Below are 15,531 nucleotides of genomic sequence, written 5' to 3'. Positions count from 1 at the left end.
TTTTCCGATGGCTCCACCTGTTGTTTTGCCAGATCTGCAAACATTGACCGTTGATGCGGCGGCGGCGCTGGCTTATTTACTGGCCGGGAATGCTCGTTTCGTCGCCAACCTCCCACTCGAGCCTCACCACGATAGTTTATACCGCCAACAACTAACCCAAGGCCAACACCCATTTGCCATGATCCTCGGCTGCGTCGATTCACGGGTGATTCCCGAATTATTGTTTGATTGTGGTTTTGGCGATTTGTTAGTGATTCGCACGGCAGGCCATGCGATCGATGAAGTAACCGTTGGCAGCATCGAATTTGGCGCTGATGTGCTCGAAATTCCGTTGCTAGTGGTGCTTGGTCATGAGCATTGCGGCGCTGTCAAAGCGACGATTAACATGCTTGATCAGCATCAAACTGCGCCCGATCGCATTGCTGTTTTAGTTGATCATCTGCGTCCAGCGGTTGCTGAAATTGATATTCATGCTCCCGACCGCTTGGATGCAGCAGTTCGGGCGAATGTGGTGCATACTGTGGCTGAGTTGCAGCAGATACCATTGTTGGCTCAGCGTGAGCAAGCGGGCCTGTTGAGGATTGTAGGGGCATATTATAGTTTGGTGAGTGGCGCAGTCGAATTATTGACTACGCCACTTGATTAAGCACTATTTTTCTTCAATCGTAACCGTCAAGATCGCATCGCCAGGTGCGCCACCCATATTTGGATCGCGAGGCGTGATTTGATCAACGACATCTTGACCAGCAGTTACTTGGCCGAAGATGGTATAAGCATCAGGGGTCAAGTGCAAAGCTGGAGCCAAGGTGATGAAGAATTGTGAGCCATTGGTATTAGGGCCAGCGTTGGCCATCGCCAAAACCCCAGCCTTATCGAAAAGCAAATTGCTGGTGGTATCTTCATATTCGTTGACAAACTGATAGCCTGGGCCACCCATCCCAGTGCCAGTCGGATCGCCACCTTGAGCCATAAAGCCTGGAATCACGCGGTGGAAGGTCACATTATCGTAGAAACCATCGCGAGCCAAGAACACAAAGTTATTGACCGTGCGTGGAGCATTTTTGGCGTTGAGTTCAATCACAATATCGCCTTTTTGAGTTTTGAGGGTCGCGATATATTGCTTGTTAACATCAATCGTCATGGCTGGTTCGCTGGCATATTGCTTCGGCATGCCAGGGCTGCTGGTGTTGCTACCATCGCTGGGAGCGGTGGTTGGGCGGCCAGTGCTCGCCTCGGTTGGGGCTACTTCAGCAGTTGGGGCGGTGGTTGGGCGCGTTTCGATCGTTGGAATTGTGGTTGATTCAGCTGAACCACAAGCGGTTAATACTAGCGCCAACAGCGCAATCGTGGTTGTTCGTCGCATCGGTTAAGGCTCCTCACAGGACATAAAAAATCACCGTGGGATTATAGCAGGGATTAGAGGTTAGGGATCAGGGGCTAAGTTTTGATCCACGAAGGACACGAAGTTACACGAAGTTTGTTTTTGATCCACGAAGGACGAGGGGTGAGGGATGAGCGTTCAGGGATCTGGTTCATGCAGCGTGTTTCAATTCGCTGACCCCTAGCCCCTGAATCCTGATCCCTCACCCCCTCTGCGCTAAATGCCAGATTGCTAATCCCTCATCCTTCATCCTTCATCCTTTACATAGCTACATCCTTCATCTACAATCAAACAAAGGCTGCCCCACGCTTGAAAGAAGGTTTTGTCTATGTCTGATCACACCACTGGTTCAGTCAATGCTGATGGTTCAGAGTTTCATGGCCCAGTCGTCGGGGTCAATTTAGGCACGATTATCTATGGTCGCCAACCTGAGGAGTTGGAACGTCAGCGTTTGGTGCGCTACTTGGAGCAACTTGCCAATAGCCATCGTAAAATGCGGGTAGTTGGCCTGAGTGCCTCACGCCTCGAATCAGGGATTGAGCTTGCTTCGGTGTATGTTATGCTGGCTATGCAGGGGCACTATCGAGTCGTTCGCGAGTTAACGATTGATGAATTAGCCCGACAGCAACAAGGCACGTTTAAAATCCCTGAAGAATTGGGTGCAGATCGCTGTTTGCCAGATCAGGCAATTGTTACGGTCAACAACAATCGATCGGGTGAAGTAGCATTGTTTCGCGCTGAATTAGCTACCGAAACGGTCGCCCAGCATCAACACTTAGTTTTGTGTGGTGTGCCTGGTAGTGGCAAATCAACCTTTGCCAAACATTTGGTTTGGGCCTTAGCCCAGCGTGGTCTTGATCAGATTAATCAGCAAACCAGCTTGCTTGGCTGGGCTGATAACCTGTGTTTATTGCCGATCTTTATCCCGTTACGCCGATTGACGGGAGCCTTGGCTGGTAAAGATTTGGGCTTGAACGCCGAGCCAAAAATTGGCTTGCTACTCGATGCAATTGAGCACTATCTGCATAACCAATATGGCTTAGATGAGCCGCGTCAACTTTTAGCTGCTGGCTTGGCTCAATCAGCCAAAGTGCTATTTTTGTTTGATGGCTTGGATGAAGTTCCACTAGAAGCTAATGAGCGTAGCCTTGATCGAGCTTCTTTGCTGACATTGCTACGAATTTTTGCCGATTGGAAACCCAATGCGCGGATGCTGATTACCTGTCGCTCACGGGCTTGGACACAAGAGTTTAGTAATATCACTCAATGGCCGATGGTTGATTTAGCTCCTTTTACAGGCGGCCAGATTACCCACTTTATCAACTATTGGTTTCCTCAATTAGTTGCCAATGGGGTAATTGGCAGCGATGATGCCCAACGTTATAGCAAAGAATTATTGCAGGCTTTACACGACCCCAAGCGCCAAAAACTACGCCAGATGGCCGAAAATCCCTTGTTGTTAAGCATGATGATTTTTGTGTTGGCTGAAAATGGCGTATTGCCCCGCGACCGTCATAGCCTCTACGAACAAATGTTGGGCCAATTGCTGGGCCAATGGGATGCTAAACGTGAGGGTCAGAATTTAGGCCAAGCCATTGGCGACGAACGAATTACCAGCCAAGAACTACGCAATCGGGTACTCGATCATATTTGTTATCAAGCCCATTTGCAAGCCACCTCTGAAGATGGTCGTGGGCGGATTCCGAGTCGGGAGCTAAAACTTGAATTGATGGAATATTTCGATTTAGTAAAAGTTGCTGATCCTTATCGCGCTGCCGAGCGCTGTATTGCTTATATCGATCAGCGCAGTGGCTTGTTACAGCCTGAAGATACAGGCAATGTCTATGCCTTTGCCCACTTGACCTTGCAAGAACATAGCGCGGGCCGCCATTTGCTCTTTCATGAATCGATCAGGCAGATTTTGGCCTTACGGCGTGATGACCGTTGGCGTGAGCCGATTTTTTTGGGCGTTGGTTGCCTGACCAGCGAAAGTTTGGGTGCAAGTAAAATCAGCGAATTATTGACGGCCTTGATCGATCAGTATGAATACCATAGCGATCATCGTAAACATCTATATGCGTGGTATCGTGATTTGGTGCTTGCTGCTGAGTTGGGAGCCGACCGCGATTGGGGTTTGTTGAGTGGTGCAGGGATTGATGTTCGGCGGATTAAGCGCATCCTACGCGAGGGGCTAGCTCAATTGCTAAATGACCGTGAACATGGCCAAGCAGCACTCGATTATTACCAAGGCACGCCAATTGAACCATCACCATTGTTGGTTAGAGAACGCCAGAACGCCGCCGAACTCTTAGCTGGCTTGGGCGACCCACGCTACCCCGTGAGCTTGGAGCAATGGCAACAGGAGACCCATCAGCTATCACAGCAATTTGGCCGTGAAGGCAATCACTACTGGCGCTATGTGCCTGCAGGCAGTTATAAAGTCGGCGGCTGGGATGAACAGGAAACTTACACAACTGTTGGGCTTGAACCCTACTGGGTTGGGCGCTTTATGGTTACAGTCGAGCAATATCAAGCCTTTATACAAGCTGGTGGGTATCAAAACGATGATTGGTGGTCGAAGCATGGTTGCGAATGGAATCATAGAAATCAGCAGATAAAGCCATGGGCTTGGGATCGCCAAATCCAAAACAAATATCTGAATCAACCAGTCTATGGGGTGAGTTGGTATGAGTCAGTGGCCTATTGCAGTTGGCTTAATCAACAACTTAAGCCTTGTCTGCCACAGTTCTATCAAGTTTGCTTGGCCAGTGAAGCTGAATGGGATGTTGCTGTATTTTACAATGATCAAGCCAATCGCCAAACTTACCCATGGGGCAATCAATCAGCAACCCCTGAGTATGCAGTTAATAACCAGAGCGATACCAATCGACCACTATCTGTTGATTTAGGGCTGATAGGGCAATCCGCCTGTGGAGTTGCTGATAGTACTAGTGATTTGTGGGAATGGTTGACAACGCCTTACAGTAAGAATTTCGAGTGTATCCAACAAATACTGAACGATAGCCTAAGAGAAATGGTGCTAAGGGGTATTTCATACAATGACAATAGTAGAACCGCTTTAGGTTTGAATCGAGTTCGATCTCATCCCTTTGGTGATATATATCATGTTCGTGGCTTTCGATGTGTTATTGCGCGGCGTTGAGGGTGCGTGAGAACATAGAACATAGAACATAGAGCATAGGGGCGAAACCACGAAGAGCGCGAAGCTTATGTTTGATGCACGAAGGACGAGGGACAAGGGATCAGCGGTCAGGGATCTGGTTCATGCAGCGTGTTTCAATTCGCTGACCCCTAGCCCCTGAATCCTGATCCCTCACACCCTCTGCGTTAAATGCTTGGTCCCTAACCCCTAGCCCTTAATCCCTGATCCCTCGTCTAACTCCAACGCCACGACGGTCGCGGTTTGGTTGGGCAATTGAGCCGAGGGCCAGTTCAAAAATACATCGTCGGCATAATCTTTGGCAATCCACGGCAATTCGAGTTTAACCTCGGAGTTATCGGCGATTAGTCGAGCACGTTTGACCTTGCCATTCAAGCCGCGAAAATTAATTGGGCCAATACCCCGCTCGTAAATATGGGCATAAATGGTGGAGCCACGTTGGGTATAGCGCCCCCACTCCGGCTTTTCCAGTTGGCTCCGACCACAACCATAAATACTTTCGCTATGCTCGGCCATCCACAATCCAACTTCTTGTAAAATCTGCTGGCACTCAGCCGGAATACGGCCCTTGGCATCTGGCCCAACATTCAGCAGCAAATTACCATTTTTGCTCACGCACTCAATCAATCCATGCACGACTTGGCGCGACGATTTGAAATCGCGGTCGCTGGCCGAATAGCCCCAATGCTGATTGAGCGTGATACAGGCTTCCCAAGGCACCGAACGCCCAAGCTGATCGACCAAACCAGCTGGCGGAATCAACTGTTCAGGACAGGCAAAATCACCAGCATAGATTTCAGGATTTGGTGTGCCAAAACTATTGTTGCCTTCGCCACTAGCCGCCAAACGATTATCAATAATTAAATCTGGTTGTAACGAACGGGCTTTGTTGATCAACTCGCTGGCTCGCCAAGCCTCACCATGCAGATCACCATACGAAAAATCAAACCACATAATATCAATTTTGCCATAGTTGGTCAGCAATTCGGCGATTTGGCCATGCATGTAGTCGAGGTAGCGCTGAAAATCACGTGGCTGATCGCGATAGGCCTCGTTGCCACGCATCGGATGATATTCATCGTCGAAGGCGGGATAATCGGGGTGATGCCAATCGAGCAGCGAATAATATAAGCCAACCTGCAAACCCTCAGCGCGAAATGCCTCAACATATTCGCGCACCAAATCGCGCTGAGCTGGGGTATTTGTCGATTTATAGTCGGTTAGTTGACTATCGAAAAGGCAAAAGCCATCGTGATGCTTGGCGGTCAGCACTGCATAGCGCATGCCAGCTGCCTTGGCCAGCTTGGCCCATTCGCGTGGCTGATACTCAGTTGGGTTAAATTGCTCAAAGTAGGGTTGATAGGCTTCGTTGCTGATTTTCTCTAGGCTGCGTACCCACTCGCCCCGCGCCGGAATGGCATATAACCCCCAGTGGATAAACATGCCAAACCGCGCTGCTAAAAACCATTCAGTGCGCTGATTTCGCGCCGTAATAAGCGGATGTTCATGGGTCATCACGATTGATTCCTTTGCTAAACTTATTCGTGTGATAACGTTATCATAGCGATTTTTGGCCCTGCGCCTAGCCCAAAACACGCAGAAATTCTTGATAAAGCCAGAAGGCAGAAATCAAAAGGCAAAAGGCAGAAATCAAATAGTAGGGATTAGGATTCAGTGGTCAGGGGTCAGCAGCTTGAAACACGTTGCATGAACCTGATCCCTAACCGCTGATCCCTAACCCCCTCGTCCTTCGTGCAATTCGTGGCTAAAAACTTAACGTTGCGACCTTCGCACTCTTCGCGGTTTTGATTCCTTCGTTGATTACTCTAGACAAAATAGATTCTTTCTTATAAAATGCGAATGAACGTTCATTCGCATTTTCCTAGCTAGGAGTTAATTTGGTTATGGCTACAAAAGCTGAGGCTCGGCAGCGCGAAATTTTAGATGCAGCAGCGATCTGTTTTGCGCGGCGCGGCTTTCATCAGACCACCATGGACGATATTTGTCGCGAAGTTCAGCTTAGCCCAGGCTCAGTCTATCGCTACTATCGCAGCAAAGATGAAATTATCGCGGCTTTTGTTGAAGACGATAGCCGCGATCTGAGTGACTTGTTGCGTCAAGTTGGTGCTCTGCCAAATTTATGGCAAGGGCTGGATTGGCTGGTTGATCAGTTGGTGGCAGCCATTAGTTCGCCGCTGTATGCAGAGCTAAGTGCCGAAATTGGCTCGGAAACTATGCATAATCCACGGATTGCCAACTTGGTTCGGCAGAGCGATCAGGCCAATCATCAAGCATTGCTTGAATTATTCAGTCTGGCGCAACAGCGTGGGCAATTAGCAACCAATTTAGATTTGCCGCAGATCGCCGATTTAATCATTATGCTGATCGATGGCCTAACTTGGCGCAAGGGTTTGTATCCGGAACATGATTTAACCCTATATGCCACTGGTCTCAAACACACGATTAAATATCTGTTGTCTGGCACTCGATTTTAATTGTGGGAGTTTGTGGCAATTGGAGAGGTATTATGGCAATTGTAGCTCATTACAAGACCACAAATGTGGTCAAAGATTCGCAACGGATTGTTGGTTATGACGTAGCACGGGCTTTAGCAATTTTGGCGATGGTGATTGTGCACTTCGCATTAACCTTCGTCAACATTGAACAACCGACAACCAATGGCCTGCTCAGTTTGATTGTGCAGTTTTGCGAGGGTCGTGCCGCAGCCTTGTTTGTCGTTTTGGCGGGAGTTGGCTTGAGTTTGATCGCCCGCACCCACGCCAATCCTAGCCCTGAGGCAATTCAAGCCAAACGCTGGACGTTGACCAAACGTGGCCTATTTCTGCTTGGCTTGGGCTTGCTCAACCTCACAATCTGGCCAGGCGATATTTTGCGGGTGTATGGGGTCTCGTTTTTGCTGATTGCTTGGCTGTTTCAAAGCTCAAATCGGCGCATTTTGGGCTTGGCCTTGGGCTTTATGCTGGCCTTTGTTGGCCTGATGCTGCGCTTCAATTTCAACCAAAACTGGGATTGGACAACCCTCGAATATACCAATTTATGGACGATTAAGGGCGGATTGCGTAATCTGTTTTTTGATGGCTTCCGCAGCGTGTTCCCTTGGACTAGCCTGATTTTCTTTGGTATATGGCTTGGCCGCCAAAACGTACAAGTTGCGCAAGTGCGTTGGCGCTTATTTTGGCTTGGGCTAGGCGTGGCACTGGGAGCACAAATTGGATCGATTGGGTTAACCTACGTTTTTAGCAACGTTTGGCCAATATTGGGGCAAGCAGATGCCGAATTATTGTTCAGCACTGGCTCAATTCCACCAATGCCCTTATTTTTGCTCTCGGCAGGTGGCGTGGCCTTGGCAATCATTATGAGTTGTGTACAGCTAAGTGAATTATTTGGTGCTAGCCGCATCATTCGTGGCTTGGCGGCAACTGGCCAATTGGCGCTGACATGGTATATCGGCCATGTGGTAATTGGCTTGGGTGTACTGACCAGCCTTGGTCTGTATCAAAATCAAAGTCTGGCAACCGCGCTATGGTTGGCCTTGGGCTTTTTCGGCTTAGCAGTTGGCTGCTCAGTTTGGTGGAAAGAACGCTTCAAGAATGGCCCATTGGAAACAGTGTTGCGCTGGGCCACCAGCTAAAATCAACAATGCCAATGGCCCATTGGAAACAGTGTTGCGCTGGGCCACCAGCTAAAATCAACAACGCCCCCAATCTTGCCATCGATCGGGGGCGTTGCATCAACTTGGATTAGACTTGGCTATCGGGTTTGATTACAGGCTTGTTAGTAACTGGGTTATCCAACGGCGTATCGACCCCTTCGAGGCGTTTGGCACGCATCAACGAAGCGATGACCGAAATTGTCAACACACCGAGAATCACGCCTAAAGAAATATAGGTTGGGAAGTGATAGAACTTGACAATCAACATCTTTACACCAACGAAGGTCAAAATCACAGCCAAACCATATTTGAGGTAGTAGAATTTATCGACCACCCCAGCCAACACGAAGTAGAGCGAACGCAAACCAAGAATCGCAAAGACATTCGAGGTATAGACCAAGAAGGTATCAGTGGTCACAGCAAAGATCGCTGGAATCGAGTCAACCGCAAAAACTAAGTCGCTGGCTTCGACCAAGACCAAGACCAAGAATAATGGCGTGGCCATCAATTTACCAGCGTGGCGCGTAAAGAAGTGCTCACCATGATATTCTGAGGTAACTGGGAAGATTTTACGCACTAATTTGACGACTGGATTGGTATCTGGGTCGAGGTGAGTTTCGCCTTGGCGAGCCATCTTAATCCCGGTGTAAATCAAGAAACCACCAAAGATGTAGAGAATCCAATTAAATTCTCGAATTAGGGCGGCTCCGACGAAGATCAGGATTGCCCGCATGAGCAATGCACCGAACACACCCCAGAATAAAACGCGGTGTTGATATTTGGCGGGCACTTGGAAATAGGAGAAGATTAGCACAAAGACGAAGATATTATCAACGCTGAGCGATTTCTCGATCACATAACCAGTCAAGAAATCAATTGCGACCTTACCACTTTCAAAGTAAGCTAAACCGCCAGCAAACGCGAGCGCCAGTGAAATCCAGACGACGCTCCAAATTGCTGCTTCTTTGACTGAAACTTCGTGTGAATTGCGATGGAACACGCCCAAGTCGAGCGCCAGCATCGCAAATACAAAGATCGTAAATCCAACCCACGGCCAAATTCCAATATCCATCGAATGCGCCTCCGCTGCTTGTTTTGGCCAGTGGTGCGAGGCATAAAAAAACGCCGCGCAAGACCACACGGCACGAATAAGAAAGAAACGTGTCGTGATGGTCTTGCCGACGTGAACATTCATTGATCACGTGCAAATAGCCGGGAGCGATGAACTCCGTACTGACGACTATTTGCCCCGAAAGGCGGGTGGCTACTCCCCATGCAGTTCGTATTTTGCTACCCATCAACTCTACATTGAGTTAGGTTTGATGTCAAATAGTTTTTTGCAAGCAACGTGCCATGAATAGAGCAAAGACTGTAGGGATCAGGGGTTAGGGGTTAGGGGTTAGTTTTTGTAACCACAAAGCAATAATCATTTTGTGCCGCTTCGTGGTTATATAGAATAGGCATCAGAGATTGAGGGCTAGGGTTAAAGCCAACAGCGCTATAATTCACCATTTTGAATCCTGACTGCTGACCCCTAATCCCTCGCTCTTTGTGCCCTTCGTGTTCTTCGTGGTTAAAAACTGACCCGTGATCCCTCTATTCTGCCGTAACCAACTGCCCATTGATAATTTGCTGGACGCGTAGCTCGGCGTTTTGTAACAATTGATTGCACTGGGCTGCCAGAGCCATGCCGCGTTCGTAGTGGCTCAAGGCTTGTTCCAACGGCAAATCACCAACTTCGAGCGCATTAACCGTTTGTTCCAACTCATGAAAGACCGTTTCATATGCTGGCTTGTTTGACATAATTAATCTCCTTATTGACCACGAATTAAGCCCAATTCGGCACTAAAGCCAGGCCCGAACACCGCCAACAAGCCTAATTCGTCTTTGGCTAGTGGTTGGGCTGCTAAGGCTTGCTGCATCACAAAGAAAATAGTGGCCGATGACATGTTGCCATATTCGCGCAAGACTGCCCGTGAAACTGCCAAATCAGCGTCAGCTAGCTGCAGCGATTCTTGGTAAGCCTGCACGACCTTGGCCCCACCAGGATGCAATAAATAGCGCCCAAGATCAGCTTGACTCAGACCATGTTGGGCCAGAAATTGCTCCAACAAAGGCCGGAATTCCTCGCGCACGATCGAGGGAATGCGCGAGGAGAAAACGACTTCAAACCCCGAATTGACCACATTCCAGCCCATAATTTCGGCACTATCGGGATAGAGATGACTCAGTGTGCCGACAATCTGGCCCAAGCCTGGCTGGCGGGGAGCTACTTGATCGCCTTCGAGTAATACGGCGGTTACGCCATCGCCAAACAGCGACGTGGCAATCAAGTTGCGCTTAGAAAAATCATCGGCGAGATAGGTCAGCGAGCAAAATTCAACATTTATTAACAAGACCCGCTGGTTTGGCTCAGCGCGGAGATAATCGAAGGCCGTGTTGAGACCGCCCAAACCGCCAGCGCAGCCCAAGCCCCAAATTGGCGTGCGGCGCATTTGGCGCGGCATGCCAAGCCGATGGATCAAAAGGGCATCAAGGCTGGGTGCGGCCAAACCAGTTGTGGTCACCACAACCAAATGATCAATATCGTTTGGTGTAAGATCGAGCGGTTGCAAACAGGCTTCAATCGCTTGGCAACTCAAGTTTAGAGCTTCTTCAATAAAAACATTGTTGCATTCAGCAAAACTACGTGGTTCATGCCACCATTCCAAAGGTCGTACCAAGTAGCGCGTATCAATTTGGGCATGCCGAAAAATCGTCAGATAGCGCTGAATTTCGGGAAACGCCGGGGCAAAGCGTTGGGCAACCAACTCTTGCACCGCTCGTTGCGGCACGCAATACTGGGGCACACCTAGCCCAATTGCTTGGATTCGTGGCATCATCGTTCCTATCTACTAGAGGCTGCTTACCCGCTGAAGCAGTTGGCCGTTTAACTATAGCATGGGCTGAATCAGAACACAGAGCGTAGCGCATAGCGTTCAGGGATCAGGGGCTAGGGGTCAGGGGCTAGGGGTCAGTTTTGAAACCATGAAGATCGCAAAGCTATGATTCAACATCCTGAATCCTGACCTCTGAACCCTCATCCCTCGCCCTTTGCGTCCTTCGTGGTTTCGGCCCTTCGTGTTCCTTCGTGGATCAATCGTTTTCTTCATGGTTTTATGCTACTCTATGCACAGCAAATATGGGCTGGTTGGGATCGAGGATAACCATGACAATACGTGAGCATGTTGGATTAAGTGTTGCCCAGTTGGCACAATGGGCCAGCCGCCAATTTGGCTTTGGTGGCGGCACCAATTTACCTGGCCGAATCGCTCGCTGGGTTGCGCCCGATGTCTTACGCCATCAAACTAAGCGCTTAACTGGTGGGGTGGTTTTGGTTTCAGGGACTAACGGCAAAACCACCACGAGCCGAATGATCGCGGCAATTTGTAGCCAACAGGGCCAACCAGCCTTGCACAATCGGGCTGGGGCAAATCTAATTACTGGGCTAACTGCGGCGACACTTGATCTGGGGATTTGGGGTCAGCCTGATTATCAACGGGCCTTATTTGAGGTCGATGAAGCGCATCTGCCTGCGGCGATTGCTGAAACTCAGCCCCGAGTCGTTTTGCTGCTTAACCTCTTTCGTGATCAGCTTGATCGCTATGGCGAGGTTGATACCTTAGCCGCTAAATGGCAAAAAGTGTTGGCTACCTTGCCAAGCACAAGCACTGTAGTCTTGAATGCTGATGATCCTGCCGTCGCCGACTTGGCAACTGGGTTGCAAGCCAAGGTGCTCTTTTACGGCCTTGAAGATGTTCGCCATGGCAATGATGCTTTGCGCCATGCTGCCGATTCGATTTTCTGTCGGCGCTGTGGCCAGCCCTACCACTATGAACCAGCCTATTATGGACATATTGGGCGTTATCATTGCCCGGCTTGTGGCCATCGGCGGCCTGAACCCCAAATTAGCCTACGCCAATTGGAATTGGATGGGACGCGCGGCAGCATCTTACGAGTCGTCTTGGAACAGAATCAAGGCCAGCAAGCACTCGAATTAAATTTGCCCTTACCTGGCCTTTACAATGCGCTTAATGCCTTGGCGGCGATTGCGGCAACCAGTGCCTTGGATATTCCTTTGTTGACGATTCGTGCCGCTTTGGAGCAATTTAGTGCCGCCTTTGGTCGGATTGAACGCTTCGAATATCAACAAAAACAGGTCTTGATGGCACTGATTAAAAATCCAATTGGGGCCAGCGAAACTGTGCGCATGATTACTAGTGGTAGCCAAACGCCGTTGAACTTGCTGCTTGCAATTAACGATAAAATCGCCGATGGAACTGATGTTTCATGGCTTTGGGATGCTGATTTTGAGGCCTTGGTTGGGCATACCCAACGCATCGTTGTTAGCGGTACGCGGGCCGCAGATATGGCTAATCGCTTGAAATATGCGGGAATTGAGCCAGCGCAATTGCAAGTTGAGCCAGATTTGGCCCAAGCCTTTGATCTGGCAATTGCCAACGATGCTGAATTAACCCTGCTGCCAACCTATACGGCCATGCTCGAAATGCGCGAGGTTTTAGTTGATCGTGGTGTGCTTAAGCCATTTTGGGAAAGTTAATCATCAAGGTGGGAGCTGTTTATGCAGGAACAAGCGAATTGTGTGATTATTCGGCCAACTGAACAAAGCGCCTTTGCTGGCAAGCAAGGGCTGGATTATTTTGCGGGGATTGCTGCTGAAACTGCTGGTTCTCAAGCAATTTGTATGCATATGCTGCGCATGCCTGCGGGGGCACGTGCCAAAGCGCATCATCACGAAAGCCATGAAACCGCCATCTATATGTTAAGTGGCACCGTCGAAATGTATTATGGGCATCAGTTGGAGCAGCATGCGGTGGTTCATGCTGGCGAGTATGTGTATATTCCGGCTGGAATGCCCCACTTTCCCTTTAACCCCTACGAGGCCGAGGCCGTGGCGATTATCGCCCGCACCGATCCCCACGAACAAGAAAGTGTGGTGCTGCGCCCTGATCTAGAACAATTTAGGGCTTAACAATTGGCCTCAGAGTACATGGCCTAAACATCGTTATGGGTTGATATTTAATCTCTGACTTGTGAAGCCTATGTTCTATGCTCTATGCTCTATGTTCTATGGTATAATAGCCAGTACCGCATCGCCAAGATGGGGTCATAGCCATTTGCGCCTACTGTAATGACTCTTGATTAGAACCACGCCCTAGCAATTTGGGGCATGGTGGAGAACACAGACCGATATGCCAATTGATGTTAAATCAATTCGACTCGGTGAAACTGGCTTGGAACGTCTGATCCAATGGTTGCGGACATCCAACCAGCCTCAAACGTTAGAAGCGATCACCGCGAAATATGTCGAAATTTTGCGCTCGCTGGTGGTTGAGGAGGAAGGGCGATGAGTAACCCAACCAATGCACCAGCTCAACCAACATGGAATGGCAGCAGCGAGCAGCAAACGCTGGCCGAACGTGCCTTCAATGTGATGATGCTGCAAAGTGCCTTTTTTCCCGAAAATGTTCCGGTTCGTCAAACTGTAGCCAATTTGGCCGCATTTATTGCTAGCCAAGATGGGGTTGATGCAACAGCCTTAGAAGCAAGTATCAGCGCCGCGCTTGAAGCCAATAGCCAAATTTTTCGGCGGATTGACGATGGCGAACGTGTGGTTTATGCCACTACCCGCCTCGGCTACTATACCGAACCGCAAATTGATACACGCCATACGTTTGCCAAACGGCTGCACGAGCCAGAAAATCCCTTGCCAATTGATGATTTGAGCGTGGTGATTACCCGTACTCGCCCAGCTTTAACGACGATTGAGCCAGTGTTTATCTCGGATTACTGGCAACAACGCTCACCAACGACTGGTGAAGAAGGCGAAATTATCAACGTTGCGCCTATTTCTACTAGCAGCGATGTTGAGCTTGACGAAACCTTCGAGGATGAAGTTGAACCAGTTGCCGTAGCACCAGTTGTGGTTGCTCCTGCAGCTGTGGTTGAAGCCCCAACTCCGGTTGTGGCAGCTAATTCAACCACCTTGGTCTTGCCTGGTGGCGCTGCCCTCGATTTTGCCCAATCGGTCGAACATATTTTGGCCGCCCATGGCAGCACATTCCAAGCAGCGTTATCGGCAGCAATTGATAATGACCCACTGCGCCGCATCGTGGCCTTTGGTGATGAATATTTTGCTGAAGAAAACATCCCAACGCTCAGCAAAGGCGATCTGCGCCGCATCCGCGAGTATATCGTGGAGCAAGGCGAGCCAATGCCCGATACATCAATTCTCAGCGATGTCTACTATCGAAATCCCCGCGATAACGATTATGTGACTTTCCGCTTTGCTTTGAACTATCGGCTGAATCGCGAAAAAGATTTTGAATTTGTTGGGGTGCAAGGCGCACGTTTGTGGAGCGCCAAGGGCTTACCAGCAGTTGGCACTAAACGCTTGAAAACCAGCGAGCTTGGTCAGTTTTATAGCTTCCTCGAAGAAACACCTCACTTCGATGATAGCTTGAAGCAAACCAGCCCCGATGATATCAAACAAAACCGCCAATTGAGCCGCTTCCTGAGCTTCTTTGAATGGGAATATGGCGTGTTGCCCTACGATGCAGCAATGAAGGCGCTTTTGCCACAGCCATTGTTGCCCGAACAACGCACCGCCATTTTGCGGATCGAATCGCCACAGCACTATAGTTTCTATTTGGCTGAATTGCGTTACCCAACCGCCAACCGCGGTGGTTGGTTGCATGGCCTCGAAGATTTCTTCAAGGAACATTTGGTGCCAGGCGCATTGATTACGCTTTCGGCGACCGATGACCCAAGCGTTTGGACGCTGCAATATGAAGAAACCAGCGGCGCTGATGTGAAGTTGCTGCAACAAGACGATAAAAAAGGCCGCTATGCCTTCGTCAAGCACACCTTCTACTGCGATGCTGATAACGATTTGATTGCCAGCCAAGAGCGCTTGCCACGGCTCAAGAACATGAAAGTGCTGACTCCAGGTGAACGCCGCCGCTTAGCTACCACTGCTGGCTATGTCTTGGAGCAAGTTGGCCAACCTCGCCCAGGCGATCGGGCTGGCTTCGAGCTGAGCATCGACGATCTGTTCTTGGGGGTCAATGTCCAACGTCCGGCAACTCGCAGCTATTTGCTGGGCGAATTGGCCGAGGAGCAAGATTTCCTCGTCGAGGAAGCGGCAGTTATCTACTTCCCGCCACCCGAAGATGAAACCAGCGTCGAAAACAAAAACTTCGTTGAAGACGATGAATAAAACAAAAACGGCTGAGG

Annotated in this window: 13 protein-coding genes; 8 read left to right on the top strand and 5 right to left on the bottom strand. The window is 49.5% G+C overall.

Annotated features, from left to right (window positions below; translation table 11 throughout):
- Nucleotides 1–7: 7 nt before the first annotated feature.
- Nucleotides 8–646 (top strand): carbonic anhydrase, encoded by a 639-nt coding sequence (locus LCH85_11665; GenBank protein ID MCA0352642.1) that lies wholly within the window; start codon nucleotides 8–10, stop codon nucleotides 644–646.
- 3 nt (nucleotides 647–649) lie between these two features.
- On the opposite strand, the gene LCH85_11660 is transcribed toward LCH85_11665, so the two are convergent.
- Nucleotides 650–1,141 (bottom strand): peptidylprolyl isomerase, encoded by a 492-nt coding sequence (locus LCH85_11660; GenBank protein MCA0352641.1) that lies wholly within the window; start codon nucleotides 1,139–1,141, stop codon nucleotides 650–652.
- Nucleotides 1,142–1,709: 568 nt separating this feature from the next.
- Between LCH85_11660 and LCH85_11655 the strand changes: the two genes are divergently transcribed.
- Complete coding sequence (locus tag LCH85_11655; GenBank protein MCA0352640.1) at nucleotides 1,710–4,544, top strand: SUMF1/EgtB/PvdO family nonheme iron enzyme; 2,835 nt, start codon at nucleotides 1,710–1,712, stop codon at nucleotides 4,542–4,544.
- A gap of 207 nt (nucleotides 4,545–4,751) precedes the next feature.
- On the opposite strand, the gene LCH85_11650 is transcribed toward LCH85_11655, so the two are convergent.
- The gene (locus LCH85_11650) at nucleotides 4,752–6,077 is read right to left on the bottom strand and encodes an alpha-L-fucosidase (GenBank protein MCA0352639.1); all 1,326 of its coding nucleotides are present in this window, start codon (nucleotides 6,075–6,077) and stop codon (nucleotides 4,752–4,754) included.
- A gap of 389 nt (nucleotides 6,078–6,466) precedes the next feature.
- On the opposite strand from LCH85_11650, the gene LCH85_11645 reads away from it, so the two are divergent.
- Nucleotides 6,467–7,057, top strand: coding sequence for a TetR/AcrR family transcriptional regulator (locus LCH85_11645; protein MCA0352638.1), 591 nt, complete (start codon nucleotides 6,467–6,469; stop codon nucleotides 7,055–7,057).
- A gap of 32 nt (nucleotides 7,058–7,089) precedes the next feature.
- Complete coding sequence (locus LCH85_11640; protein ID MCA0352637.1) at nucleotides 7,090–8,214, top strand: DUF418 domain-containing protein; 1,125 nt, start codon at nucleotides 7,090–7,092, stop codon at nucleotides 8,212–8,214.
- Nucleotides 8,215–8,323: 109 nt separating this feature from the next.
- Here LCH85_11640 and LCH85_11635 read toward each other — a convergent pair whose 3' ends face one another.
- The 3 genes from LCH85_11635 to LCH85_11625 form a co-directional block, all read right to left on the bottom strand.
- Nucleotides 8,324–9,307, bottom strand: a complete 984-nt coding sequence (locus tag LCH85_11635) for a TerC family protein (protein ID MCA0352636.1) — start codon at nucleotides 9,305–9,307, stop codon at nucleotides 8,324–8,326.
- A gap of 524 nt (nucleotides 9,308–9,831) precedes the next feature.
- Nucleotides 9,832–10,038 carry an exodeoxyribonuclease VII small subunit gene (gene xseB / locus LCH85_11630; GenBank protein ID MCA0352635.1) on the bottom strand — a complete coding sequence of 69 codons (207 nt, stop codon included), beginning with the start codon at nucleotides 10,036–10,038 and terminating at the stop codon, nucleotides 9,832–9,834.
- Between the two features lie 11 nt (nucleotides 10,039–10,049).
- A complete protein-coding gene (locus tag LCH85_11625) occupies nucleotides 10,050–11,114 on the bottom strand; it encodes a type III polyketide synthase (GenBank protein MCA0352634.1) in 1,065 nt (354 codons plus the stop codon).
- A gap of 329 nt (nucleotides 11,115–11,443) precedes the next feature.
- On the opposite strand from LCH85_11625, the gene LCH85_11620 reads away from it, so the two are divergent.
- The 4 genes from LCH85_11620 (at nucleotide 11,444) to LCH85_11605 (ending at nucleotide 15,514) form a co-directional block, all read left to right on the top strand.
- Complete coding sequence (locus LCH85_11620; GenBank protein ID MCA0352633.1) at nucleotides 11,444–12,835, top strand: MurT ligase domain-containing protein; 1,392 nt, start codon at nucleotides 11,444–11,446, stop codon at nucleotides 12,833–12,835.
- A gap of 21 nt (nucleotides 12,836–12,856) precedes the next feature.
- A complete protein-coding gene (locus LCH85_11615; GenBank protein ID MCA0352632.1) occupies nucleotides 12,857–13,267 on the top strand; it encodes a cupin domain-containing protein in 411 nt (136 codons plus the stop codon).
- A gap of 220 nt (nucleotides 13,268–13,487) precedes the next feature.
- On the top strand, nucleotides 13,488–13,646 hold the full coding sequence (locus LCH85_11610; GenBank protein ID MCA0352631.1) for a hypothetical protein: 159 nt from the start codon (nucleotides 13,488–13,490) through the stop codon (nucleotides 13,644–13,646).
- A complete protein-coding gene (locus LCH85_11605; GenBank protein ID MCA0352630.1) occupies nucleotides 13,643–15,514 on the top strand; it encodes a hypothetical protein in 1,872 nt (623 codons plus the stop codon). The genes LCH85_11610 and LCH85_11605 overlap by 4 nt, the downstream gene beginning before the upstream one ends.
- The last annotated feature ends 17 nt before the right edge of the window (nucleotides 15,515–15,531 follow it).

It is taken from the genome of Chloroflexota bacterium (assembly GCA_020161265.1).
Taxonomy (GTDB): domain Bacteria; phylum Chloroflexota; class Chloroflexia; order Chloroflexales; family Herpetosiphonaceae; genus Herpetosiphon.
The sequence above is the reverse complement of the archived record's forward strand: the minus strand, read 5'-3'. Positions and strand labels throughout refer to the sequence as shown.

Bases quoted from the DNA above. Each gene is read 5' to 3' on its own strand.
- LCH85_11610 (MCA0352631.1), top strand. From the start codon at position 13,488: ATGCCAATTGATGTTAAATCAATTCGACTCGGTGAAACTGGCTTGGAA.
- LCH85_11665 (MCA0352642.1), top strand. From the start codon at position 8: ATGGCTCCACCTGTTGTTTTGCCAGATCTGCAAACATTGACCGTTGAT.
- LCH85_11650 (MCA0352639.1), bottom strand. From the start codon at position 6,077: ATGACCCATGAACATCCGCTTATTACGGCGCGAAATCAGCGCACTGAA.
- LCH85_11645 (MCA0352638.1), top strand. From the start codon at position 6,467: ATGGCTACAAAAGCTGAGGCTCGGCAGCGCGAAATTTTAGATGCAGCA.
- LCH85_11625 (MCA0352634.1), bottom strand. From the start codon at position 11,114: ATGCCACGAATCCAAGCAATTGGGCTAGGTGTGCCCCAGTATTGCGTG.
- LCH85_11655 (MCA0352640.1), top strand. From the start codon at position 1,710: ATGTCTGATCACACCACTGGTTCAGTCAATGCTGATGGTTCAGAGTTT.
- LCH85_11615 (MCA0352632.1), top strand. From the start codon at position 12,857: ATGCAGGAACAAGCGAATTGTGTGATTATTCGGCCAACTGAACAAAGC.
- LCH85_11635 (MCA0352636.1), bottom strand. From the start codon at position 9,307: ATGGATATTGGAATTTGGCCGTGGGTTGGATTTACGATCTTTGTATTT.
- LCH85_11620 (MCA0352633.1), top strand. From the start codon at position 11,444: ATGACAATACGTGAGCATGTTGGATTAAGTGTTGCCCAGTTGGCACAA.
- xseB (MCA0352635.1), bottom strand. From the start codon at position 10,038: ATGTCAAACAAGCCAGCATATGAAACGGTCTTTCATGAGTTGGAACAA.
- LCH85_11640 (MCA0352637.1), top strand. From the start codon at position 7,090: ATGGCAATTGTAGCTCATTACAAGACCACAAATGTGGTCAAAGATTCG.
- LCH85_11605 (MCA0352630.1), top strand. From the start codon at position 13,643: ATGAGTAACCCAACCAATGCACCAGCTCAACCAACATGGAATGGCAGC.
- LCH85_11660 (MCA0352641.1), bottom strand. From the start codon at position 1,141: ATGACGATTGATGTTAACAAGCAATATATCGCGACCCTCAAAACTCAA.